Origin of the sequence: Streptomyces sp. NPDC017520 (genome assembly GCF_044329855.1) — a bacterium.
In the GTDB taxonomy this organism is placed as follows: domain Bacteria; phylum Actinomycetota; class Actinomycetes; order Streptomycetales; family Streptomycetaceae; genus Streptomyces.
The window spans coordinates 121,800-142,143 of the sequence record NZ_JBIRKB010000018.1 but is presented as its reverse complement, the minus strand read 5'-3'; the positions used below and the strand labels follow the sequence as shown (position 1 = coordinate 142,143).

The 20,344-nt window shown below is 71.6% G+C and carries 20 protein-coding genes; 12 read left to right on the top strand and 8 right to left on the bottom strand.

The genetic code is table 11. The features are described from left to right. Positions 1 to 402: 402 nt before the first annotated feature. The gene (locus ACH4KB_RS32055; RefSeq protein WP_398069592.1) at positions 403 to 1,830 is read left to right on the top strand and encodes a tetratricopeptide repeat protein; all 1,428 of its coding nucleotides are present in this window, start codon (positions 403 to 405) and stop codon (positions 1,828 to 1,830) included. Positions 1,831 to 2,166: 336 nt separating this feature from the next. On the opposite strand, the gene ACH4KB_RS32050 is transcribed toward ACH4KB_RS32055, so the two are convergent. Next, positions 2,167 to 2,298, bottom strand: a complete 132-nt coding sequence (locus ACH4KB_RS32050) for a hypothetical protein (protein WP_398069590.1) — start codon at positions 2,296 to 2,298, stop codon at positions 2,167 to 2,169. 199 nt (positions 2,299 to 2,497) lie between these two features. Between ACH4KB_RS32050 and ACH4KB_RS32045 the strand changes: the two genes are divergently transcribed. Then, entirely contained in the window at positions 2,498 to 2,755 is a 258-nt protein-coding gene (locus ACH4KB_RS32045; protein ID WP_398069588.1) for a hypothetical protein, read from the top strand. A gap of 178 nt (positions 2,756 to 2,933) precedes the next feature. On the opposite strand, the gene ACH4KB_RS32040 is transcribed toward ACH4KB_RS32045, so the two are convergent. Continuing rightward, positions 2,934 to 3,620 (bottom strand): TIGR03086 family metal-binding protein, encoded by a 687-nt coding sequence (locus tag ACH4KB_RS32040; protein ID WP_398069586.1) that lies wholly within the window; start codon positions 3,618 to 3,620, stop codon positions 2,934 to 2,936. A 134-nt stretch (positions 3,621 to 3,754) separates the two neighbouring features. On the opposite strand from ACH4KB_RS32040, the gene ACH4KB_RS32035 reads away from it, so the two are divergent. The 4 genes from ACH4KB_RS32035 to ACH4KB_RS32020 all read left to right on the top strand — a co-directional run bounded on the left by ACH4KB_RS32035 (position 3,755) and on the right by ACH4KB_RS32020 (position 8,101). Next, positions 3,755 to 4,747 (top strand): fibronectin type III domain-containing protein, encoded by a 993-nt coding sequence (locus ACH4KB_RS32035; RefSeq protein WP_398069584.1) that lies wholly within the window; start codon positions 3,755 to 3,757, stop codon positions 4,745 to 4,747. Positions 4,748 to 4,839: 92 nt separating this feature from the next. Continuing rightward, positions 4,840 to 5,067, top strand: a complete 228-nt coding sequence (locus tag ACH4KB_RS32030; RefSeq protein ID WP_398069582.1) for a hypothetical protein — start codon at positions 4,840 to 4,842, stop codon at positions 5,065 to 5,067. Further along, complete coding sequence (locus ACH4KB_RS32025; RefSeq protein WP_398069580.1) at positions 5,064 to 6,596, top strand: YfcC family protein; 1,533 nt, start codon at positions 5,064 to 5,066, stop codon at positions 6,594 to 6,596. The genes ACH4KB_RS32030 and ACH4KB_RS32025 overlap by 4 nt, the downstream gene beginning before the upstream one ends. Positions 6,597 to 6,676: 80 nt before the next feature. Beyond that, positions 6,677 to 8,101: a hypothetical protein gene (locus tag ACH4KB_RS32020; RefSeq protein WP_398069578.1), complete on the top strand. Its 1,425-nt coding sequence runs from the start codon at positions 6,677 to 6,679 to the stop codon at positions 8,099 to 8,101. A 69-nt stretch (positions 8,102 to 8,170) separates the two neighbouring features. Here ACH4KB_RS32020 and aceB read toward each other — a convergent pair whose 3' ends face one another. Then, positions 8,171 to 9,790: a malate synthase A gene (gene aceB / locus ACH4KB_RS32015; protein WP_398069576.1), complete on the bottom strand. Its 1,620-nt coding sequence runs from the start codon at positions 9,788 to 9,790 to the stop codon at positions 8,171 to 8,173. A gap of 262 nt (positions 9,791 to 10,052) precedes the next feature. Continuing rightward, complete coding sequence (locus ACH4KB_RS32010; RefSeq protein WP_398069574.1) at positions 10,053 to 10,658, bottom strand: NTP transferase domain-containing protein; 606 nt, start codon at positions 10,656 to 10,658, stop codon at positions 10,053 to 10,055. Between the two features lie 250 nt (positions 10,659 to 10,908). Here ACH4KB_RS32010 and ACH4KB_RS32005 point away from each other — a divergent pair, with 250 nt between their 5' ends. Next, entirely contained in the window at positions 10,909 to 11,211 is a 303-nt protein-coding gene (locus ACH4KB_RS32005; RefSeq protein ID WP_397922329.1) for a DUF5955 family protein, read from the top strand. A 46-nt stretch (positions 11,212 to 11,257) separates the two neighbouring features. Here ACH4KB_RS32005 and ACH4KB_RS32000 read toward each other — a convergent pair whose 3' ends face one another. After that, positions 11,258 to 11,905 (bottom strand): response regulator, encoded by a 648-nt coding sequence (locus tag ACH4KB_RS32000; RefSeq protein ID WP_398069572.1) that lies wholly within the window; start codon positions 11,903 to 11,905, stop codon positions 11,258 to 11,260. Then, on the bottom strand, positions 11,902 to 13,101 hold the full coding sequence (locus ACH4KB_RS31995; RefSeq protein WP_398069570.1) for a sensor histidine kinase: 1,200 nt from the start codon (positions 13,099 to 13,101) through the stop codon (positions 11,902 to 11,904). The genes ACH4KB_RS32000 and ACH4KB_RS31995 overlap by 4 nt, the downstream gene beginning before the upstream one ends. Positions 13,102 to 13,211: 110 nt before the next feature. On the opposite strand from ACH4KB_RS31995, the gene ACH4KB_RS31990 reads away from it, so the two are divergent. After that, positions 13,212 to 14,294, top strand: a complete 1,083-nt coding sequence (locus ACH4KB_RS31990; RefSeq protein WP_398069568.1) for an ABC transporter permease — start codon at positions 13,212 to 13,214, stop codon at positions 14,292 to 14,294. Further along, on the top strand, positions 14,291 to 14,971 hold the full coding sequence (locus ACH4KB_RS31985; protein ID WP_398069566.1) for an ABC transporter ATP-binding protein: 681 nt from the start codon (positions 14,291 to 14,293) through the stop codon (positions 14,969 to 14,971). The genes ACH4KB_RS31990 and ACH4KB_RS31985 overlap by 4 nt, the downstream gene beginning before the upstream one ends. Positions 14,972 to 15,030: 59 nt before the next feature. On the opposite strand, the gene ACH4KB_RS31980 is transcribed toward ACH4KB_RS31985, so the two are convergent. Beyond that, the gene (locus ACH4KB_RS31980; protein WP_398069564.1) at positions 15,031 to 15,831 is read right to left on the bottom strand and encodes an IclR family transcriptional regulator; all 801 of its coding nucleotides are present in this window, start codon (positions 15,829 to 15,831) and stop codon (positions 15,031 to 15,033) included. A gap of 351 nt (positions 15,832 to 16,182) precedes the next feature. Here ACH4KB_RS31980 and allB point away from each other — a divergent pair, with 351 nt between their 5' ends. The 3 genes from allB to ACH4KB_RS31965 all read left to right on the top strand — a co-directional run bounded on the left by allB (position 16,183) and on the right by ACH4KB_RS31965 (position 19,281). Beyond that, positions 16,183 to 17,526, top strand: coding sequence for an allantoinase AllB (allB, locus tag ACH4KB_RS31975; protein WP_398069562.1), 1,344 nt, complete (start codon positions 16,183 to 16,185; stop codon positions 17,524 to 17,526). Between the two features lie 146 nt (positions 17,527 to 17,672). Next, the gene (gene alc, locus ACH4KB_RS31970) at positions 17,673 to 18,794 is read left to right on the top strand and encodes an allantoicase (RefSeq protein WP_398069560.1); all 1,122 of its coding nucleotides are present in this window, start codon (positions 17,673 to 17,675) and stop codon (positions 18,792 to 18,794) included. A gap of 163 nt (positions 18,795 to 18,957) precedes the next feature. Beyond that, positions 18,958 to 19,281 carry a putative quinol monooxygenase gene (locus ACH4KB_RS31965; RefSeq protein ID WP_398069558.1) on the top strand — a complete coding sequence of 108 codons (324 nt, stop codon included), beginning with the start codon at positions 18,958 to 18,960 and terminating at the stop codon, positions 19,279 to 19,281. An 18-nt stretch (positions 19,282 to 19,299) separates the two neighbouring features. Here ACH4KB_RS31965 and ACH4KB_RS31960 read toward each other — a convergent pair whose 3' ends face one another. After that, positions 19,300 to 20,130: an aldo/keto reductase gene (locus ACH4KB_RS31960; RefSeq protein WP_398069556.1), complete on the bottom strand. Its 831-nt coding sequence runs from the start codon at positions 20,128 to 20,130 to the stop codon at positions 19,300 to 19,302. Positions 20,131 to 20,344: the final 214 nt, after the last annotated feature.

Sequence of the window (20,344 nt, the reverse complement as noted above, 5' to 3'; positions counted from 1 at the left end):
TTCCGGGCCGTCGCTACCCGCTACGAGAAGCGCGCTTACATCTACCTCGGTACCGTCACGCTCGCAGCCCTCGTCATCTGGCTCAGAACATGATCCGAGAAACAGCGCCTAGGAGAGGGACGCCATGCCGAACATCCTCCGAGTCGCGCTGGCCGACGGACAACGCCGTGACCTGCACGCTGCTGGCTTGTCGTGATCTGACCCGGTTCACACGGCAGCGCGGCGGGGACGTTCGTCTCCTCGACCAAGGCCGGTTGATTGCTGAGGGCGTAGGCGTGACGGATCGCCATCCGGTCACGTCCGAGCTGCTGTCCACCGCTACAACGATCCTTCAGCCGGGCATACGGCACCTTCCGACGGGGGAGGTGCCGCATTGTCAGTGGTGGCTCCTACCCTTTCCCGGTGAACATTGATGATCTTGAGTGGCAGGCGGACCGGAACGGAGGAGTCCCTCCGCAGGTAGCGGACTCTCTCCTTGAGCACGGGCATGTGGACCTGGTGGTCGGGGCGGCAGCCGAGCGGGGTGACTGGTTCTGCGCGCGGGGCGCCGTGCGCGCGCTGCAAGCGGTGGGTGAGTTCGAGCGGGCGTGGGCGGTGATGAAGCCGTTCGCGGAGACCGGCTGGCTGCCCGCCGTATCTGCAGGTGCGGACATTCTGCTCGCGTGGGGCCGGGTGGAGGAGGCACTGACGTTGACGTGTCCCGTGGGGGAGGAGTCGTGGGCGGGCGCGTGTGAGGTCTACGCCGAAACCCTGGTGAAGTGCGGACGTGTCGACGAGGCGATCACGTTTCTCGAACCGCATCTGCGGGACCGGTGGACGATGCGCTGCCTGGTCACGCTGACGGAGGGGCAGGGGAGGGACGCCCGCGTGCTGGAGCTCTTGGCGCCGCTTGCCGACGAGGCACGCCACCACCAGACGCGGGGCTGTTCCCACCCGCTCTGGGAGGCGTTGGACCTTCAGGCGGAGGTCCTGGAGCGGTCGGGGCAGGTCGAGGAGGCGATCCGGGTGCTCGGCGACGATGTGGCCGCGCGCCGGTACGGCCCGCAGAACACCGTCGAGTCCTACGCGCAGCTGCTCGCCCGGCACGGACGGGTCAGGGAACTGCAGCAAGCGGCCACGGGCCGCCACGCGCGCGAAGCCTTCCGACCTCTGATGAAGGCGTTCACGGCGGCGGGACGCGCGCAGGATGCGGAGGAGATTCTGCGCAGGCACATCGCCACCGCCGAGTATCCGAGCAATCAGCAGTGGTTCCTTATGGAATTCCTCATCGAGCAAGGGCGCTTTGAGGAAGCCATCGCAGTGGGGCGTCCTGACTTCGAAGACCCGTGGGAAAGCCCCCTGCAAGGGATAGTGCTCCTGCTCGCTGAGAACGGGCTCCACGACCGTGCGCTGCAGCTCCTGGACGAATGCAGCCCGGCGTTCGTCGCGGAGCGCGGGGACTGGATTCCGTCCAACCGGTGGTGGCTGATGGGCGAACTGGGACGCTGCCGCGAAGCCATCACCGAAATCGAAGCAATACCCGAACTGGCCGCCGAGGAACGAGCCCGCACGATCGCCGGGCTGCTGGCCAAGGACGGCCGACTGGACGAGGCCATCAGCCTGCTCGCGGAACACCCCGGACACAGCGCCACCACAGACCGTGCTCACCTGCTGGCACGCCAGAACCGCCCCCTGGAAGCACTTGCCGCCATCCCCAGTATTACCGCTCAACGCGAGGAACAGGAACACCGGTGGGGACCCCGCACGGACTTGGTCGTCGGCGCGGAGGACAACAACGGCGGGAGCAGTAGGGAAAATCATGAGGGGCACGCCGAGGACCCGCCGTTCTAGGTGAATACCCGCCTTCCGGCGGCACCTCCTCGAACCAGGCGTCCCACCCGGAGCCCAAAGCGCTACGACGACGCTGACCGCCGTCGAGGAAGTCCAGGTCCAAGGAACTCAGCGCAGGATCGCCGTATGCGCCTACTGGTTTCCCCACCGTCTCCCCGCACAGCCAGACCTAAACGATCACCCAACCTTCGATGAGAAATCCGGGCGGTCACCAACCTTCGTTGACAACGCTCAATCTTCGCTGCGAGAGGTCACGAGTTGACGGGTGGCCGTCACGGAGCTCCTCACCGGCAGAAGCGCTCGCACGCGCCGGCGGCGTCGATGCCCCTACTGTCGTCAAGCGGTCTGGAGCCATTCTCGGTAGGCGCGGGCGAGGTCGTCGTCTCTGTCCGCCCAGCACGTGAGTTCGGCAGCGAGGTGGCGCAGACGGCCACTGGACAGATCGATCGCCGATGGGTGGACAAGCACCCGAAGCTCCTGGCCGACACGGGTGATCTTGGTCGTGAACCCGTCTACCAGGAGCTTCACCGCTTCGCACAACCCGCCGACCACCGGCCCACATCGTCAGGCTGGGAAGGGCTCACGCTGGAGGGCACGCCTGGTAACTACACCAATGCGGTCCTCCGCTTCACCCGCTGACCAGCCGAAGAAGACGAGAGGAAGAGCAGTGGACAAGCCGATCGAAGACCTTGGGGATATGGCGGCGGAAGGCGCGGGGATCATCGCCATGATCGAGTACCTCCGGGGCGCCGACGACTTCACTCTCACCCCACTGCGTCTGCTTCTGGCCCTGGAGGAGGCCTTCGGAATTCCCTGGACAGAGGCCCGGGATCTTCTCGTCTCACTCGACCCGGACCTGCGCCCGGTCGGCCCCGCGGAGGATGTCGAGAGGTGCTTCGCCGCGCTGCTGGAGCGCCGCGCCTGACACGGGACCGGTACGGGCGGGATGCCTCCAGCCCGTACCGGTCCCACTGCGCTCTCCGAGGCTGGAGCAGATGACGGCGGGGGCACCGGCAGCCGCGTCGGTTCCGGCAGCCCCGCTGTCGGCTCGGCCGCCACGGCTTCCGCCGTGTCGCCGGGAGTGAGTGGGGGCCTGCCCCCTCTCAGCTGCCCGGCTGCCAGTCCGGACGCCGGCCGCTGAGAGCGATCACCCGGTCCAGCGGCGAGGCGTCGCCCGGCACCGGGACCGGCGGCCCGAAGAGGCTGCCGCCGTCGGAACCGTCCGCCGCCGGGCCGTCCAGGCCGTCCGCCGCCGAGCCGTCCGCCGCCGAGCCGTCCTCTGCCACGCCGTCCTCCGCCGGGGCGAGCAGTGCCTCGCAGGACCGCAGTTCGGCCTCCCCTGCCGCGTACGGCTGCCCGGTCGACCGTGCGAGATCCCACCCGTGGACGACGAGTTCGTTGAGCGCGACGGCCCCCGCAACCTCGCCGGGCAGTTCCACGCCGCCCGCCCGGGTCATGCCCGTCCAGGCGTCGGGCGAGCGCCAGGCCGCCGCCATCTCGTCCAGCCGGAGGGGCAGCACCTCACGCCAGTCGTCGTCGAGGGCGGGGAGGGCGGCGTCCGGGGAGACGGCGGTGCTCGCCCCGAGATCCTTGCGGGCGGCGTCGCGGAAGGCGGTGGCGAGCCCGGTGAGGTGGCCGAGCAGCTCCCGTACGGCGTAGTCGGGGCAGGGGGTGGGGCCGTCCAGCCGGCTGTCGTCGACCCGGCCGAGCAGCGCGACGATCCGCCGGGCGGCCGGCTCCAGGTCAGGGAGAGCGACGGCGTCCGGTACGGGGTTCTTCTGTGCGTCCATACAGGGAAGACCTCTCGACCACCGAAAACTCATCGACCGGTGGAGCACACCGGCACATAGCGGATGGTTCCTCGCAGCCCTCTTGTCGACGACCCCCGCGCCATGGCATACAGGTCTGGACCATTGCTGTCCGGATGGAAGGCACCACCGTGCAACGCCCCCACATCTCTGCCGCGTTGACCTGCTCCGCCCTGCTTCTCGCACCCCTCCTCTCCGCCTGCGGTGGCACCGCCGAAGCCGACACGCAGCCTCCCGCCACCCCCCAGGGCGTGACCGCCCAGGCCAGCAGCTCCACCTCGGTGCACGTCATGTGGGAAGGCGCCTCCGACAACAAGAAGGTCGCCGGATACGAGATCTACCGCGGAAAGGCCAAGGTCAAGAGCGTCCCGGCGACCAAGACCATGATCGACGTCAACGGGCTGACGGCCTCGACGGACTACACCTTCAGCGTCCGGACCAAGGACACGGCGGGGAACCTCTCCGCGCCCAGCAAGACCGTCCCCGTCACCACCCAGGCCACCCCGCCCAAGGACGACACGCCCCCCACCGTCCCGGCGAAGCTGACGGGCAGCGCCGACGGGAAACGTGCCGCCACCCTCACCTGGGGCGAGTCCAAGGACGACGTCGGCGTCACCTCGTACGACATCTACCAGGAGGACTCCCGGATCCACAGCGTCCCGGCCTCCGAGACCGCGGCGAAGCTCACGGGGCTGCGCCCGGGGACCGTCTACACCTTCACCGTCCGGGCCCGGGACGCCTCCGACAAGTCCTCGGCCGACAGCAACACGCTCGACCTCACCACCGAGTCCGCCCCCGGCGCCCCCGCGAGCACCGCCCCCACCGGCCTGAGCGCCGAGATCGGCAAGGAGGGCGCCGCCGTCACCCTCGACCTGTCCTGGGACCAGCCCGAGACGGGCGGAGCCATCCCCGCCTACGAGCTCCATCTGAACGGCAAGCTGACCACCACCATCGTCTGGGGCGGCACGCCCCCCAAGGGGCGCGCCACCTACCGGCTGGACCTCTCCGACCCGGTGGGCACCCGCTATTCGGTCAAGCTCAGGGCCAAGCTTCCGGACGGCAAGTGGGGTGACTTCTCGGCCCAGCGGACGGTCGTCCTGACGGGCTGAGGCCCGACCGGCCGCCGTTTCCCGGGCGTGCGGCGCGCCGCCCCCCATGGTCCATTGGTCCCGGAAGGCCAGTGGACCGAAGGGGCTGAACCATGGATCCGGGAGACGGCCCGAGCACCCGGGGCTACGCGCTGACGGACGGGCTCTCACCGCCCTTCGCCCCCACCCCCGTCGAGGGCGACGCGGGGACCGGTGCCAGTCGTACGCGGGAGGAGTTGCGCTCCCTCGCCGGGGCCCAGGACCTCCTGGTCACCCATCCGGAGTCCTTGCGTCCGTTCGGTTCCCCGCTGGGGACCGCGACGGTCCGGAGCACGGCATGAGCAGCGCGGCCGACACGAAGCCGGCCCCGGAGGAAGAGCCCCCGGCCAGGAAGAGGTTCGCCTTCCCCAGCGCCCTCACGATCCTCGGGGTCGTCACGCTGGCCGTCTGGGGACTGGCCTTCCTGATCCCGCCCGGGGCGTACGACCGCGACGGGGAAGGAGCCCCGGTCCAGGGCACGTACCACCGGGTCGACTCCGACCAGAGCTTCGTGGACCGCCTGAACGACCTCTTCCTCTCCCCGGTCAACGGTCTCTACGGCGTCCAGGACGCGAAGACGGGCGAGGTCGGCCCGGACCTGGCCGGCGAACTGTACGGCAGCGCCGGCGTGTTCCTCTTCGTGCTCGCCATCGGCGCGTTCATCACCGTGGTGTTCGCCACCGGTGCCCTGGACCGGGGCATCGGCCGCCTCGCGTACCGGCTGCGCGACCGGGGAGCGCTGCTCATCGCCGGAGTGATGCTGGTCTTCTCCCTCCTCGGCACCGTCGAGGGGTTCGCCGAGGAGACGCTCGGCTTCTACGGCCTGATCATCCCGCTGATGCTGGCCCTCGGCTACGACCGCATGGTGGCCACCGGCACGATCATCCTCGGCGCGGGCATCGGCGTGCTCTGCTCCACCGTGAACCCCTTCGCCACCGGAGTCGCGTCCTCCGCCGCCGACATCTCGCTCGGCGACGGCATCGTGCTGCGCGCGATCATGTGGGTGGTCCTGACGGCCGTGACGATCGGCTACGTCATCCGGTACGCGGGACGCGTCCGCAAGGACCCCGGGCGCTCGCTCTCCGGCTTCCTGCCAGGCGACCGCGAGCACAACGCGACGGACGCGGGGGAACCCCCGGAGCTGACCGGGCTCCACAGGACCATCCTCGTCCTGGTCGCCCTGGTCTTCAGTTTCATGATCTTCTCGGTCGTCCCGTGGTCCAGCGCCCTCACGGGCGACGCCGACGCCACCCCGTACGGCTTCGAACTCGGCTGGTCCTTCCCCCAGCTGGCCGCCCTGTTCGTGGTCGCGGCGGTCCTGGTGGGCGTCGTCGCGCGGTTCGGCGAGCAGAAGCTGAGCGCGACGATCATCCAGGGCGCGGCGGACTTCATCTCGCCGGCCCTGGTCATCGTCCTCGCGCGCGGTGTCACGGTCATCATGAACAACTCGCAGATCACCGACACCGTGCTGCACTCCATCGAGGGCGTGGTCTCGGGCACCTCGTCGGCGCTGTTCGCGGTCTTCGTCTTCATCGTCAACCTGCCGCTCGCCTTCCCCATCCCCTCCACCTCCGGCCACGCCACGCTGGCGATGCCGATCCTGGCCCCGCTCGCCGACTTCGCGGGCGTCTCCCGCGCCGTGGTCGTCACGGCGTGGCAGGCGGCGAGCGGCTGGATGAACCTCTGGGTCCCGACGACGGCGGTCACCATCGGCGGGGTGGCCCTGGCGAAGGTCGGCTACGACAAGTACCTGCGGTTCGTCTGGCCGCTGCTGGCGATCCTGTTCGCCCTCGTCTGCGGGTTCGTGGCGCTGGGGGCCGTCTGGACGTGAACGGCCCCGGCTGCCGGGTGTCCCGCTGAGCAGGCTTCGCCTATTGTGGATCACCGGTGTGACCGGCGAGGGGCGGGGAGATGCGAAGCGCGCGGAAGGGCCTGGTGGGCCTGCTGGTTGTGGCATTCCTGACGGTGTCGGGGTGCGGTTCCGGAGGAGAGGACACCACCGACGCGAAGGACGGCAAGGGCGGCCGGAGCGCAGCATCGGAGCCGGCCGGCGAGCCGGAGCTGAAAGCGCACGAAGCGCCGGTGAAGTTCGCCGCGAAGCCTGCGGGTGACCAGATCGTCCAGTACGGACCCTGGCTGAATTCGGCTCTGGTCGGGCGCTATCTCTTCACCCGGACGGTCGAGGACGTCCAGGTCACGGACGTGGCCACCGGACAGCCGACGGGGCCGGCGCTGAGGCCGGAGAACCCGGTCGGGCGCGTGTACCGGGGCGTGTTCGCTCAGGAGAGGGACCGGAAGGACGACCTGGCCCCGTTCGCGCTGGAGCGGGCGGACGGCCCGCCCCTCGTCCTCGTTGCTTACCACGTGTCCAAGGAGGGCCGTGGCACCACCGCCTCCCAGGAGCTCATCGAGCTTCTGGTGCTCGACTCCGGCACCGGCAAGCAGCGCAGTCGCCTGGAGATCCCGCTCGTGGCGGACGCGTACCGGGACACGCCTCGTGGCCGCTCCACGGCCGTACGTGTGGTGGGTGCGCAGGACGGCACGGTGGCTGTCTCGCTGCGCGTCCACGAACGGCGGTCCATCTCATCCAACTCGGCCAGAGAGACCATCGGCATCGATCTGAGCGACCCGGACCGGCCCAAAACTCTGTGGAAGAAGGCGGGATTCGAGGCGTACACCGTCGCCGGAGGAAACGCGGTGGGCGCGGAGTCCGACGCCGGCGGACAGTACAAGGTGCTGACGGCTGTGAGCATGAAGGGCGGCGAGACGGTGTGGCAGGACCGCACCCACGAGCGCACCGCGCACATGAACCCCGAACTCCAGGCGCAGTGGACGACGCCCGCGGGACCCGACCGGATCATCACGACGAAGGTGACGCGCAGCGGTCTCATCGGCTCCACCGGTCAACTGCTCCTCGTGGACGCGGCCACGGGCAAGCAGCGACCGCTGTCCGACAAGAAGCGGCCCGTGCACTGCCGTTACGACGGCACGTCGGTCGTGGTGTGCGGCCCGCACCCCGGGGTGAGCCGGGCCCCGAAGGAGGTATTCGCCCTTGACGCATCGAGCGGAAAGGTGCTCTGGGAGCTGCCCGACAGCGCGGCCGGTCGCATCGCCCCCGACGTCACCGCCGTCCGGGACGGCCGGGTCTACGCCGAGACCTCGTCGGGCCCGGTGATCCTGGACGCGCGCAGCGGGCAGGACGTCGAACTCGATCCGGGCATCGCGCCGGTGGTCGTCAACGAGTACGCCGGACTGGCTGCCCGGTCGTGGGGCTCCGGCTCCGGCAAGGCGTCGGACCAGGGCTGGGACCTGTCGCTGCACCACGCCATCGGCTGACCCCGACGCGTACGAGACCGCCCCCGGCGCTGTGCGGTGCCGGGGGCGGTTCTCGTACGTCGTGACGGGTCAGCGCAGCTGCTCGTACGCCGGCAGCGTCAGGAAGTCCGCGTAGTCCTGGTCCAGGGAGACCTGGAGCAGGAGGTCGTGGGCCTGCTGCCACTTGCCGGCGGTGAAGGTCTCCTCGCCGATCTCCTCGCGGATCGCGGCCAGTTCCTCGGCGGCGACCTTGCGGGCCAGCTCCGCCGTGGCGTGTTCGCCGTTCTCGAAGACCACGTCCGCGTTGATCCACTGCCAGATCTGCGAGCGGGAGATCTCCGCGGTGGCGGCGTCCTCCATCAGGTTGAAGATGGCGACCGCGCCCAGGCCGCGCAGCCAGGCCTCGATGTAACGGATGCCGACCGCCACGGCGTTGCGCAGGCCGTCATACGTCGGGCTGGCGTCCAGCGTGTCGATGGCGATCAGGTCGCCCGGGGCCACCGAGACGTCCTCACGGAGGCGGTCCTTCTGGTTGGGCTTGTCGCCGAGGACCGCGTCGAAGGAGGCCAGGGCGATCGGCACCAGGTCGGGGTGGGCGACCCAGGAGCCGTCGAAGCCGTCGTGCGCCTCGCGGTCCTTGTCCGCCTTGACCTTCTCGAAGGCCACCTTGTTGACCTCGGCGTCGCGGCGCGAGGGGATGAAGGCCGCCATGCCGCCGATCGCGTGCGCGCCGCGCTTGTGGCAGGTGCGGACCAGGAGTTCGGTGTACGCCCGCATGAACGGGGCGGTCATCGTCACCGCGTTGCGGTCCGGGAGGACGAACTTGGACCCGCCGTCACGGAAGTTCTTGACGATGGAGAAGAGGTAGTCCCAGCGGCCGGCGTTGAGCCCGGAGGCGTGGTCGCGCAGCTCGTAGAGGATCTCCTCCATCTCGTACGCGGCGGTGATCGTCTCGATCAGCACCGTCGCGCGGACCGTGCCCTGCGGGATGCCGACGTAGTCCTGGGCGAAGACGAAGATGTCGTTCCAGAGACGCGCCTCCAGGTGCGACTCCGTCTTCGGCAGGTAGAAGTACGGGCCCTTGCCGAGGTCGATCAGGCGCTGCGCGTTGTGGAAGAAGTAGAGGCCGAAGTCGACGAGCGCGCCCGGCACGGAGGCGCCGTCCAGCTGGAGGTGGCGCTCCTCCAGGTGCCAGCCGCGCGGGCGCATGACGACCGTGGCGAGTTCGTCGGCGGACTTCAGCGCGTACGACTTGCCCGACCTCGGGTCGGTGAAGTCGATGCGGCGCTCGTAGGCGTCGGTGAGGTTGAGCTGGCCGAGGACCACGTTCTCCCACGTGGGGGCGGACGCGTCCTCGAAGTCGGCGAGCCAGACCCTGGCGCCCGAGTTCAGGGCGTTGATGGTCATCTTGCGGTCGGTCGGACCGGTGATCTCCACCCGGCGGTCGTTCAGAGCGGCCGGAGCCGGTGCGACCTTCCAGGAGTCGTCCGCGCGGACCGCCGCCGTCTCGGGCAGGAAGTCCAGCGTGGAGGTGCGGGCGATCTCGGCGCGGCGCTCACCGCGCCGGGCGAGCAGCTCATTGCGGCGCGGGGTGAACTGCCGGTGCAGTTCGGCCACGAACGCGAGGGCCGCATCGGTCAGGACCTCTTCCTGCCGGGGCAGGGGCTTGGCATCGACGATGGCCAGCGTGGACGGCGCTGGTGCGGACATGAGCTGTCACTCCTTCAGCGGGCGGCGGCGTCTCATGGCCGCCGGGTCGCCTGAGACGGCACGGCGTGCCATGGCTCCGAGATACGGCCGTGGATGCCGTCTGAGGTTCAGAGGGCTTCTGACCAGTGGATAGTAGTTTCCTCATGGTGGAAGTTCAATGGTTTGTTGATGTCGAGATTCTCCGGGTCGACAGAAACGGACCGGTGGCGGCGCAGCGTGCCGACGCGGCCACGCGCGGTGGACGGCGGGCGGGGCCGTCCGGTCACTCCAGGTGCTTCAGATCCTGCGCGGTGTCGATGTCGTACGCCTCGGCCACATCCGAACACTCCACGAGCGTGATCGCATCGCGGTGCTCCCGCAGATAGGCCCGCGCGCCCCGGTCGCCCACCGCCCCCGCCGCGATGTCCGCCCACCGGTCCGCCCCGAACAGCACCGGATGGCCCCGCTCCCCGCCGTACGAGGCGGCCGCCAGACTCGCCCGCGAACGGTACGCGAGACGCACCCGCGCCACCGCCTCCGCCCCGATCCCGGGCTGATCGACCAGAAGGACGAGCGCCGCGTCCGCGTCCGTCGCGCCCAGGGCGGCCAGGCCCAGCCGGAGCGAGGAACCCATGCCCTCCTCCCAGTCCGGGTTCACCGTCACCGCGCAGCCGGCGAGGTCCGCGCGGGCCCGCACCTCGTCCGCCGCCGCGCCCAGCACCACGTGCAGCGGGCCGCAGCCGCCGTCGCGCAGCGAGCGCACCGCGTGTTCGACCAGCGGGCGGCCCCGGTGCTCCAGCAGCGCCTTCGGCCGGCCGCCGAGCCGGCGGCCCCCTCCGGCGGCCAGCAGTACGCCCGCGACCTCGGGGTTCCTCGCGGCGGAAGTCATGTCCGCGGTCCTCTCCGTAGCCGTGCCTGTCGTCGTGTCCGTGACCATGGGCACTGGATACCACTGAGCGCTTCGCACACGCGACACGCATGTCACCCTCAGGGGTCACCCCGATTTCTTTCCGTGGGCTGGCGCGCACTGCCCGTCATGGCGTTAACTTGCGGACACATCCGGGGACTTGGCCACAGCCCGGGTTCGGGGGTCACACCGGCACAAGGACGTGCGAGGGGGGAGTGCTGTGTTGCGAAGCGTGGGGCAGAAGCAGCTGACCGGCAGCGACGAGGACCCGAGGGTGGCCGAGCTGCGGATGGCCGTCTCCCGGCTCCGCCGCGAACTGGCCGGGCTCCGGACCGAATTCCCCGACCGGCCGATCGCCGAGGACGAGCTGGCGGCCCTGGACGCGATGGCCGTCAGCGGCGTGCCGGAGATCCCCCGCATGCGCCGCTCCCTGCTGCTGATCGCGGGGGCCATCGGCTCGGTGAGCGCGGTGGCCGCGGCCCTGCGCGAGGTGCGCAACGCGGTCGACCTCTTCGGGGAGCCTCCGCGCGGCTGACCCGTGAGCCTCCGCATGTCCGGCCTGTGGCACGCGAGCCCCGGCTTCAGCGGCGGATGAGCCTGCGGGCCGTGGCCGCCGCGACCGCCGACGTACGGGAGTCGACGCCCAGCTTGGCGTAGATGTGCACCAGGTGGGACTTCACCGTCGCCTGGCTCAGGAACAGCCGCTTGCTGATCTGGAGATTCGACAGGCCCTCCCCGACCAGCTGGAGCACCTCCAGCTCCCGCCGGGTCAGCGCCTCGGCCGGCGTCCGCATCCGGTCCATCAGCCGGTGCGCCACCGACGGCGCGAGCGCGGACCGGCCGGCCGCCGCCGTGCGCACCGCCGCCGCCAGCTCCTGCGGCGGCGCGTCCTTGAGCAGATAGCCGCTCGCCCCCGCCTCGACCGCCGCCAGGATGTCCGCGTCCGAGTCGTAGGTGGTCAGGATCAGGACCCGGGGGCCCTCCGGGGCGGCGGTGATCGTCGCCGTCGCCTCCGAGCCGTGCAGGCCCGCACCGAACTGGAGGTCCATCAGGACCACGTCGAAGCCGCCCGCCGCCGCCAGGGCGACGGCCTCCTCCGCGGTGGCGGCCTCGCCGGCGACCCGGAAGTCCGGCTCGGTGTCCAGGACCGCGCGCAGCCCCGCCCGGACGACCGGATGGTCGTCCGCCAGCAGCAGCCGAATCGCGTCCCCACTCCCACTCCCGCTCATGCCGCACGCTCCGCTTCCGCTACGGGCAGCGGCAGCGTGACCGCCACCGCCGTTCCCTGTCCGGGCGCCGACTCCACGCTCAGCGCACCGCCGAGCGACCCGGCGCGCGCCCGCATCGCCGGCAGCCCGAAGCCGCCGTCGCCGCGCTCGTGGACCGGCGCCCCCGACGGGTCAAAGCCCTGCCCGTCGTCCACGACGTCCAGCGCCACCGAGGTGTCCATGTAGCTCAGGGTGATCTCCGCCCGTCCGGCCCGCGCATGGCGCACCGTGTTGGCCAGCGCCGACTGCGCGGTCCGCAGCAGCGCCACCTCGTACGGCGTCGGCAGCTCCACCGGGGTGCCGCTCACCGCGAACCGCACGGTCAGGTCCGGTGCGGTCGTACGGGCGCAGAGCCGCTCCAGCGCGGCGGCCAGCGAACCGTGCTCCAGGTCCGGCGGCGTCAGCGCGCGGACGAACGAACGCGCCTCGGCGAGATTCGCCTGCGCGGCCTCGCGGGCGGCCCGCACATGCGCGGCGGCGGGAGCGTCCTCGGGCAGTGAGCGCTCGGCGGCGCGCAGCAGCAGCTGGATGCTGGACAGGCCCTGGGCCAGCGTGTCGTGGATCTCCCGGGCGAGGCGCTCACGCTCGGCGAGGGTCCCGGCCGTGCGTTCCGCCTCGGCGAGGTCCGCACGGGTGGCGACCAGCTCCACGATCAGCTCGCGCCGCCGTTCGCTCTCCCGGAAGAGCGCGTCGTACCCGAGGACGGTGGCGACGGCGACCGCCGCGCCGATCAGCGGCCCGATGAACGCGCCGGGCTCGATCTCCTGCCGGTGCACGACGAAGCTGGTGATCGCGGCGGCGGCGGTGACCACGACGGCGGGCAGCGCCCACCGCATCGGCAGGATGTGCAGCTGGAGGAAGTAGAGCGGGAAGGCCACCCACAGGGCGTCGGGCGACAGGACCAGCAGCGCGGCCCACAGGGCGCCGAGACCCGCCAGCCACCCGGCCCCCGCCCGGTTTCCCGGCTGTACGGACGAGGCGAGCGGCCCCGCCGCGTACAGGGCGGCCATCAGCACCGCCACCACCACGACGGCCGGGGTGTGCGGCGCGTCCTCGCTCGCCGTGCGGACGACCACCAGGGCCAGCAGCCCCACCAGCAGGGCGTGCAGACAGAGTCGCAGGGCTGCCGTGACGTGGGTGTGCGAACGCGAATCCATGGTCCGTCCAGCGTAGCCGCGGCCTCCCCGGAGCCGGTCAATCGAAAGGTTGATCCCGGGACCGTCCACCGCGCGATGTTTTCCCGCCCGCGCCGCACGACGCTGGAACCATGTTCGTCGCATGGAGAGACCTTCGCTTCGCCAGGGGCCGGTTCGCGCTCATGGGCTCGGTCGTGGTGCTGATCACGCTGCTCGTGGGCCTGCTGTCCGGCCTGACCGCCGGCCTGGCCCGGGAGAACATCTCGGCCGTCACCGGTCTGGACGCCGACCACCTGGCCTTCGCCGCACCCCCCGACGGGCAGGCGGAGTCGTTCACCAACTCGACCGTCCGGGAGGACGACTGGCGGAACTGGGCCGGTCGGCCCGGGGTCGAGGCCGCCCAGCCGGTCGGCATCCGGACCCTGAACGCCACCGCCGCCGGTGAGCGGAGTGCCGCCGTCTCGGCCTTCGGCGTCGAACCGGACGGCACCCTCGGGCCGGCGGGGATCGGCCCGGGGCGGGTCGTGCTCTCCGAGAAGGCGGCCGAGGAGCTCGACGTCACGGCGGGCGACAGGATCGCGCTCGGCCGGACCGAGCGCGTGGTCGCCGCCGTCGCCACGGACGTCTCCTACAGCCACACCCCCGTCGTCTGGACCTCGCTCGACGACTGGCAGCAGATCGGCCACGACGGCGGCGGGCCCGCCGAACAGGCGACCGTGATCGCCCTGACCACCACCGGAGGCGTCGATCTCGCGGCGGGGGACGCGGCGGCGGGCACCAGCACGCTCTCGCTCGACGACTCCCTCACGGCCATCGGCTCCTACCAGTCGGAGAACGGTTCGCTGCAACTGATGCGCGGCTTCCTCTTCGCCATCTCCGCCCTCGTCATCGGAGCGTTCTTCACCGTCTGGACGATCCAGCGCAGCGGCGACGTCGCCGTGCTGAAGGCGCTCGGCGCGTCGACCCCGTACCTCCTGCGCGACGCGCTGGGACAGGCCGTGGTGATGCTCGCCCTCGGTACGGGACTGGGCACCGCCCTGGCCGCCGGGGCCGGAGCCCTGATCGGCCGAGGAGCCGTGCCGTTCGTCCTGGACGCGGCGACCGTCCTCGTCCCGGCCGCCGTGCTGATCGCCCTCGGCGCGCTCGGGGCCGCCCTGTCCATCCGGCGGATCACCGCCGTCGACCCGCTCACCGCACTCGGGAGTGCCCGATGACGCTCACCCTGACCGACGTCACCCTCACCTACCCGGACGGCGAGGGGCGGCTCACCGCCCTGGACCGGGTCTCGCTGGACGTGCCCCCGGGCACGCTCACCGCGGTCGTCGGGCCGTCCGGCTCGGGCAAGTCGAGCCTCCTCGCGGCCGCAGCCACCCTGGTCACCCCGGACTCCGGCGAGGTCGTGGTGGCCGGGACGCCGACGGCCGGCCTCGGCCGGGCCGGACGGGCGGTTCTGCGCCGGGAGCACATCGGCATCGTGTTCCAGCAGCCCAATCTGCTTCCCTCGCTGACCGCCGCCGAACAGCTCCAGGTGATGCGCCACCTGTCCGGCGGGTCCGCTCGGGACGCCCGCCGCCGGGCCTTGGAACTGCTGGACGCGGTCGGTCTGGCCGACCGCGCCGACCGGCGTCCGCACCAGCTCTCGGGCGGGCAGCGCCAGCGGATCAACATCGCGCGGGCCCTGATGAACGAGCCGGCGGTCCTGCTCGTCGACGAGCCGACCAGCGCGCTCGACCACGAGCGCGGCGCCGCTGTGCTCGACCTGCTGGTCGCCCTGACCCGGGAGCGGGCCACGGCCACGGTGCTGGTCACCCATGACCTGGCGCACCTGGAGCGGATGGACCGCACGGTGACGATGGACGACGGGCGGCTGACCGTCCCGGCCGGGGTCTGAGACGAGGGGCGGGGGGGGGGGGGCCCCCCCCCCCCCCCCCCCCCCCCCCGCCCCTCGTCTCAGCCGGCGTTCCCGTTGCTCGCCAGCGCGTCGGACAGCTCTCCCGCGACCTGCTGGAGGATCGGCACGATCCGCTCCGTCGCCGCCTCCGTCACCCGCCCCGCCGGTCCCGAGATGGAGATCGCGGCCGAGGTGGGGGAGTTTGGCACGGAGACCGCGAGGCACCGCACCCCGATCTCCTGCTCGTTGTCGTCCACCGCGTACCCGGCGCGGCGCACCAGCTCCAGGGCGTCGAGGAAGCCCTCCGGGGTGGTGATGGTCTTCTCCGTGGCGGCCGGCATGCCGGTACGGGCCAGGAGCGCGCGGACCTCGTCGGCGGGGGTGTGCGCGAGGAGCGCCTTGCCCACCCCGGTGGAGTGCGGCAGGACCCGGCGGCCGACCTCGGTGAACATGCGCATGGAGTGCTTGGACGGCACCTGGGCGACGTACACGATCTCGTCCCCGTCCAGCAGCGCCATGTTCGCCGTCTCGCCCGTCTCCTCCACCAGCCGGCTGAGGTAGGGGCGGGCCCAGGTGCCCAGCAGCCGGGAGGCGGACTCACCGAGCCGGATCAGCCGGGGGCCCAGCGCGTAGCGGCGGTTGGGCTGCTGGCGCACGTATCCGCAGCCGACCAGGGTGCGCATCAGCCGGTGGATGGTCGGCAGGGGCAGCCCGCTGCTCGCGGAGAGCTCGCTCAGGCCGACCTCGCCCCCGGCGTCGGCCATCCGCTCCAGCAGATCGAAGGCGCGCTCGAGGGACTGCACCCCACCGCTGGAACCGGAGGGCTTGGAGTCGGCTGTGCTGGCGTGGGACGGCGGCACGTCAACGGTCCTTTCGAAGCGGAAGGCAAGGCAGCAGCCTACCGGGCGGTTCCCGATCGGCCCACAGCTCCCCGGTCGGCGTCCGTGCCGGTCAGGGGCTGTTTTGTCCGGGTGCCGACGGTCGGTGCGGGCGGCCCGGCACCGCCCCTCCTGGCCCATGCTACGTTCCGCAGTTCGAAATATGACTTTTACTTTGTGGAAACCTCCAGTCGGGCGGCAGGGGTGGTCCGGTGGGCCCCGTGACGGAAGGCGGGGTCTTGACGAGGGCGATTCCCGAGTGAAGACTCCATCGAAAGCTTCAACAGTTCGTTGAATTCCCGTTGTGATCATTGCTGGAGTGAAGGAGCACAGGTGTCCGGTCCGGACGTGAACCTGATACTGCGCTCGACGCGCGTCGTCACCCCCGAGGGGACCCGCCCGGCGGCGGTCGCCGTCGTCGGCGGGACGATCGACGCGGTCCTGCCGTACGACACCGAGCCGCCCGCGGGCGCCCGCCTGGAGGACTTCGGCGACGACGTCCTGCTGCCCGGCCTGGTCGACACCCACGTCCATGTGAACGACCCGGGGCGCACCGCGTGGGAAGGCTTCTACACCGCTACCCGGGCGGCCGCCGCGGGCGGGATCACCACGCTCCTGGACATGCCCCTCAACTCCCTCCCGCCGACCACCACCGTCGAGCACCTGCGGGTCAAGCAGCAGGTCGCGGCCCCCAAGGCGCACGTCGACACCGGCTTCTGGGGCGGCGCTATCCCGTCCAACGTCAAGGACCTGCGCCCGCTGTACGAGGCCGGGGTCTTCGGCTTCAAGTGCTTCCTGTCGCCCTCCGGCGTGGAGGAGTTCCCGGAGCTGGACCAGGAGCAGCTGGCCCGCTCCATGGCGGAGATCGCCGGATTCGGCGGGCTGCTCATCGTGCACGCCGAGGACCCGCACCACCTGGCCGATGCCCCGCAACGCCCCGGACCCGCCTACGCGGACTTCCTGGCCTCCCGGCCGCGCGACGCCGAGAACGCGGCGATCGAGGGGCTCATCGCCCACGCCAAACGGCTCGACGCCCGCGTCCACGTCCTGCACCTCTCCTCCAGCGACGCCCTGCCGCTGATCGCCGCCGCGAAGCGCGAGGGCGTCCGCGTCACCGTCGAGTCCTGCCCGCACTTCCTCACCCTCACCGCCGAGGAAGTGCCCGACGGGGCGACGGAGTTCAAGTGCTGCCCGCCGATCCGCGAGGCCGGCAACCGGGACGCGCTCTGGGCCGGGCTCGCCGACGGCACGATCGACTGCATCGTCAGCGACCACTCGCCGTGCACCACCGACCTGAAGACCCCGGACTTCGCCTCCGCCTGGGGCGGCATCTCCTCCCTCCAGCTCGGCCTGCCCGCCATCTGGACCGAGGCCCGCAGGCGCGGCCACTCCCTCGACGACGTCGCCCGCTGGATGTCCGCCGCCCCCGCCGCGCTGGCCGGGCTGACCCGCAAGGGCGCCATCGAGGCGGGACGCGACGCCGACTTCGCGGTCCTCGCCCCCGACGCGACCTTCACCGTCGACCCCGCCGAGCTCTTCCACCGCAACCAGGTCACCGCCTACGCCGGGAAGACCCTGCACGGCGTGGTCCGCTCCAGCTGGCTGCGCGGTGTCCGCATCGCCTCCGACGGCGCCCTCGCCGAGCCCACCGGCCGCCTCCTCGAACGCGACCGCTGACCGAGCCCCCGGTCCGCTCTTCGTACGAGACCGCCCACCGAGCTGACCGGTCCGCTCCTGGAACTCCTGGAACGAGACCGCTGACCGAGTGCACCGGTCCGCTCCTCGAACGCGCCCCCGACCATGCCCGAAAGGACCCCCTGACCATGACGGACGCCGCGATACCGCGCTTCACCGGCGACGCAAGCCCCTACGCGGGCGGCGACCCGTACGCCGACCACCGCTCCGCCGACTTCCCCTTCACCCACCTCGTCGACCTGGCCGACCGCCGTCTCGGGGCGGGCGTCATCGCCGCCAACGACGAGTTCTTCGCCGAACGCGAGAACCTCCTCAAGCCCGGGCCCGCCGTCTTCGACCCGGAGCACTTCGGGCACAAGGGCAAGATCATGGACGGCTGGGAGACCCGCCGCCGACGGGGTGTCAGCGCCGCCGAACCGCACCCCACCGCCGACGACCACGACTGGGCCCTCGTCCGGCTCGGCGCGCCCGGTGTCATCCGGGGCATCGTCCTGGACACCGCCCACTTCCGCGGCAACTACCCGCAGGCGGTCTCCGTCGAGGCGGTCGCACTGCCCGGCTCCCCGTCCCCCGAGGACCTCCTCGCCCCCGACGTGAAGTGGACGACGCTCGTCCCCCGTACGGCGGTCGGCGGCCACGCGGCCAACGGGTTCGCCGTCGACGCCGAGCAGCGCTTCACCCACCTGCGGGTCAACCAGCACCCGGACGGCGGGATCGCCCGGCTGCGCGTGTACGGGGAGGTCGCTCCCGACCCCGCCTGGCTGGGCGCGCTCGGTACGTTCGACCTGGCGGCCCTGGAGAACGGCGGCCAGGTCGAGGACGCCTCCGACCGCTTCTACTCCCCGGCCACCAACACCATCCAGCCGGGCCGCTCGCGGAAGATGGACGACGGCTGGGAGACCCGCCGCCGGCGAGACAAGGGCAACGACTGGATCAGCTACCGTCTCGCCGCGCAGTCCGGGATCCGGGCCGTCGAGATCGACACCGCCTACCTCAAGGGCAACTCCGCGGGCTGGGCGAGTCTCTCGGTACGGGACGGCGAGGACGGCGACTGGACGGAAGCCCTTCCCCGGACCCGGCTCCAGCCCGACACCAACCACCGCTTCGTCCTGGACGGCACCGTCCGCGCCACGCACGTACGGATCGACATCTACCCGGACGGCGGCATCTCGCGGCTCCGGCTGTTCGGATCGCTCACCGACGAGGGCGCCAGGGCCCTGGCGGCCCGTCACCGGGAGCTGGGCGGCTGATCCCCGACCGCGACGGCACCTGGCGCACCGCGGTCGCAGGGGGGATCGCGGTGCGCCCGGCCGGTCCCGTTACGTGAGGGTGTGTCACCCTGGTCGAGGTGCGGTGAGCGGGCCCTGAAGGCCGGGCGAGCCGCACTTTCCGACGCCTCGACCAGGAGCCCCCATGATCTTCATCGCCGTCAAGTTCACCGCCCTCGACCCCGAGGAGTGGCTCAGCCGGCTGGACGGCTTCACCGTCGCCACCCGGCGCGAGCCCGGTAACCTCTTCTTCGACTGGTCGCACAGTGTGGAGAACCCCAACGAGTTCGTCCTGCTGGAGGCCTTCGCCGACGCGGCGGCGGGTGAGGCGCACGTGAACTCCGACCACTTCAAGGCGGCGATCGCGACGATGTCGGAGCTGGTGGCCGAGGTCCCCGAGATCATCAACGTCGAGGTGGAGGGAACCGGCTGGTCCCGGATGGCGGAGGTCACCCCGCGCAACCGCTGACCTCCAGGCCGACAGGGCCTAGAACTCCTCGTGGGACTCCGGGTCGCCGCCGAACCGCCGCTGCCGCCCGGACGCGATCGACGTCAGCTCCTGCGCCGTCAGCTCGAACCCGAACAGATCCAGGTTCTCGCGCTGCCGGCCCGGGTCCGCCGACTTCGGGATGGGGACCGCGCCCAGCTGGGTGTGCCAGCGCAGCACCACCTGCCCGGGGCTCACCCCGTGGTCCTCGGCGATCGCCACGATCGAGGGATCCTCCAGCACCTCGCGGCCCCGGGCCAGCGGGCTCCAGCTCTCCGTGACGATGCCCTTCGCCGCGTGCACCGCACGCAACTCCTCCTGCGGCAGCAGCGGGTGCATCTCGATCTGGTTCACCGAGGGCAGCACGCCCGTCTCCCGCTCCAGCCGTTCCAGCTGCGCGGCGGTGAAGTTGGAGACGCCGATCGAGCGGACGAGACCGTCCTCGCGGAGCCTGATCATGGCCTTCCAGCTGTCCACGTACCTGTCGAGGCGGGGGAGCGGCCAGTGGATCAGATAGAGGTCCACGTACTCGACGCCCAGGCGGGCCCGCGACTCCTCGAACGAGGCGAGCGTCTCCTCGTACCCGTGGTGCCGTCCGGGCACCTTCGTGGTGAGGCGGACCTCCTCGCGGGGGACGCCGCTGCGGGCGACGCCCCGGCCGGTGCCGGTCTCGTTGCCGTAGTTGAGGGCCGTGTCGACCAGCCGGTAGCCGAGCTCCAGGGCCCCGGCGACGGCCTCCTCGGCCGCCGCGTCGTCCAGCGGATAGGTGCCGAGCCCCACCGCGGGGAGTCGCGTGCCGTCGTTGAGCGCCTGAACCGGTGTGCCGGACATGTGGTGGTCCCGTCTTCCCGTCGCTGCCCCCGTCCCGGCCAGCGTAGGGGCGTGACCGGGACGGGGGCAGGCCGGGCGGGGCCGACGGGGGGAGCGCTCCGGGGAGCCGCCCGGGGGAGCGGCGGGCGAGCTGCCCGGTCGGCGGGCGGGAGAGCTACCCGGTCGGCCCACGGCGAGCTCTCCGGTCGGCGTACGGGGGAGCTCTCCGGTCGGC

Coding starts and splice junctions, on each gene's coding strand:
- ACH4KB_RS32030 (WP_398069582.1), top strand. CDS start 4,840: ATGGATCCGGGAGACGGCCCGAGCACCCGGGGCTACGCGCTGACGGAC.
- ACH4KB_RS32025 (WP_398069580.1), top strand. CDS start 5,064: ATGAGCAGCGCGGCCGACACGAAGCCGGCCCCGGAGGAAGAGCCCCCG.
- ACH4KB_RS31965 (WP_398069558.1), top strand. CDS start 18,958: ATGATCTTCATCGCCGTCAAGTTCACCGCCCTCGACCCCGAGGAGTGG.
- ACH4KB_RS31995 (WP_398069570.1), bottom strand. CDS start 13,101: ATGGATTCGCGTTCGCACACCCACGTCACGGCAGCCCTGCGACTCTGT.
- ACH4KB_RS32035 (WP_398069584.1), top strand. CDS start 3,755: ATGGAAGGCACCACCGTGCAACGCCCCCACATCTCTGCCGCGTTGACC.
- ACH4KB_RS31985 (WP_398069566.1), top strand. CDS start 14,291: ATGACGCTCACCCTGACCGACGTCACCCTCACCTACCCGGACGGCGAG.
- ACH4KB_RS32010 (WP_398069574.1), bottom strand. CDS start 10,658: ATGACTTCCGCCGCGAGGAACCCCGAGGTCGCGGGCGTACTGCTGGCC.
- ACH4KB_RS31990 (WP_398069568.1), top strand. CDS start 13,212: ATGTTCGTCGCATGGAGAGACCTTCGCTTCGCCAGGGGCCGGTTCGCG.
- alc (WP_398069560.1), top strand. CDS start 17,673: ATGACGGACGCCGCGATACCGCGCTTCACCGGCGACGCAAGCCCCTAC.
- aceB (WP_398069576.1), bottom strand. CDS start 9,790: ATGTCCGCACCAGCGCCGTCCACGCTGGCCATCGTCGATGCCAAGCCC.
- ACH4KB_RS32000 (WP_398069572.1), bottom strand. CDS start 11,905: ATGAGCGGGAGTGGGAGTGGGGACGCGATTCGGCTGCTGCTGGCGGAC.
- ACH4KB_RS31960 (WP_398069556.1), bottom strand. CDS start 20,130: ATGTCCGGCACACCGGTTCAGGCGCTCAACGACGGCACGCGACTCCCC.
- ACH4KB_RS32020 (WP_398069578.1), top strand. CDS start 6,677: ATGCGAAGCGCGCGGAAGGGCCTGGTGGGCCTGCTGGTTGTGGCATTC.
- ACH4KB_RS32040 (WP_398069586.1), bottom strand. CDS start 3,620: ATGGACGCACAGAAGAACCCCGTACCGGACGCCGTCGCTCTCCCTGAC.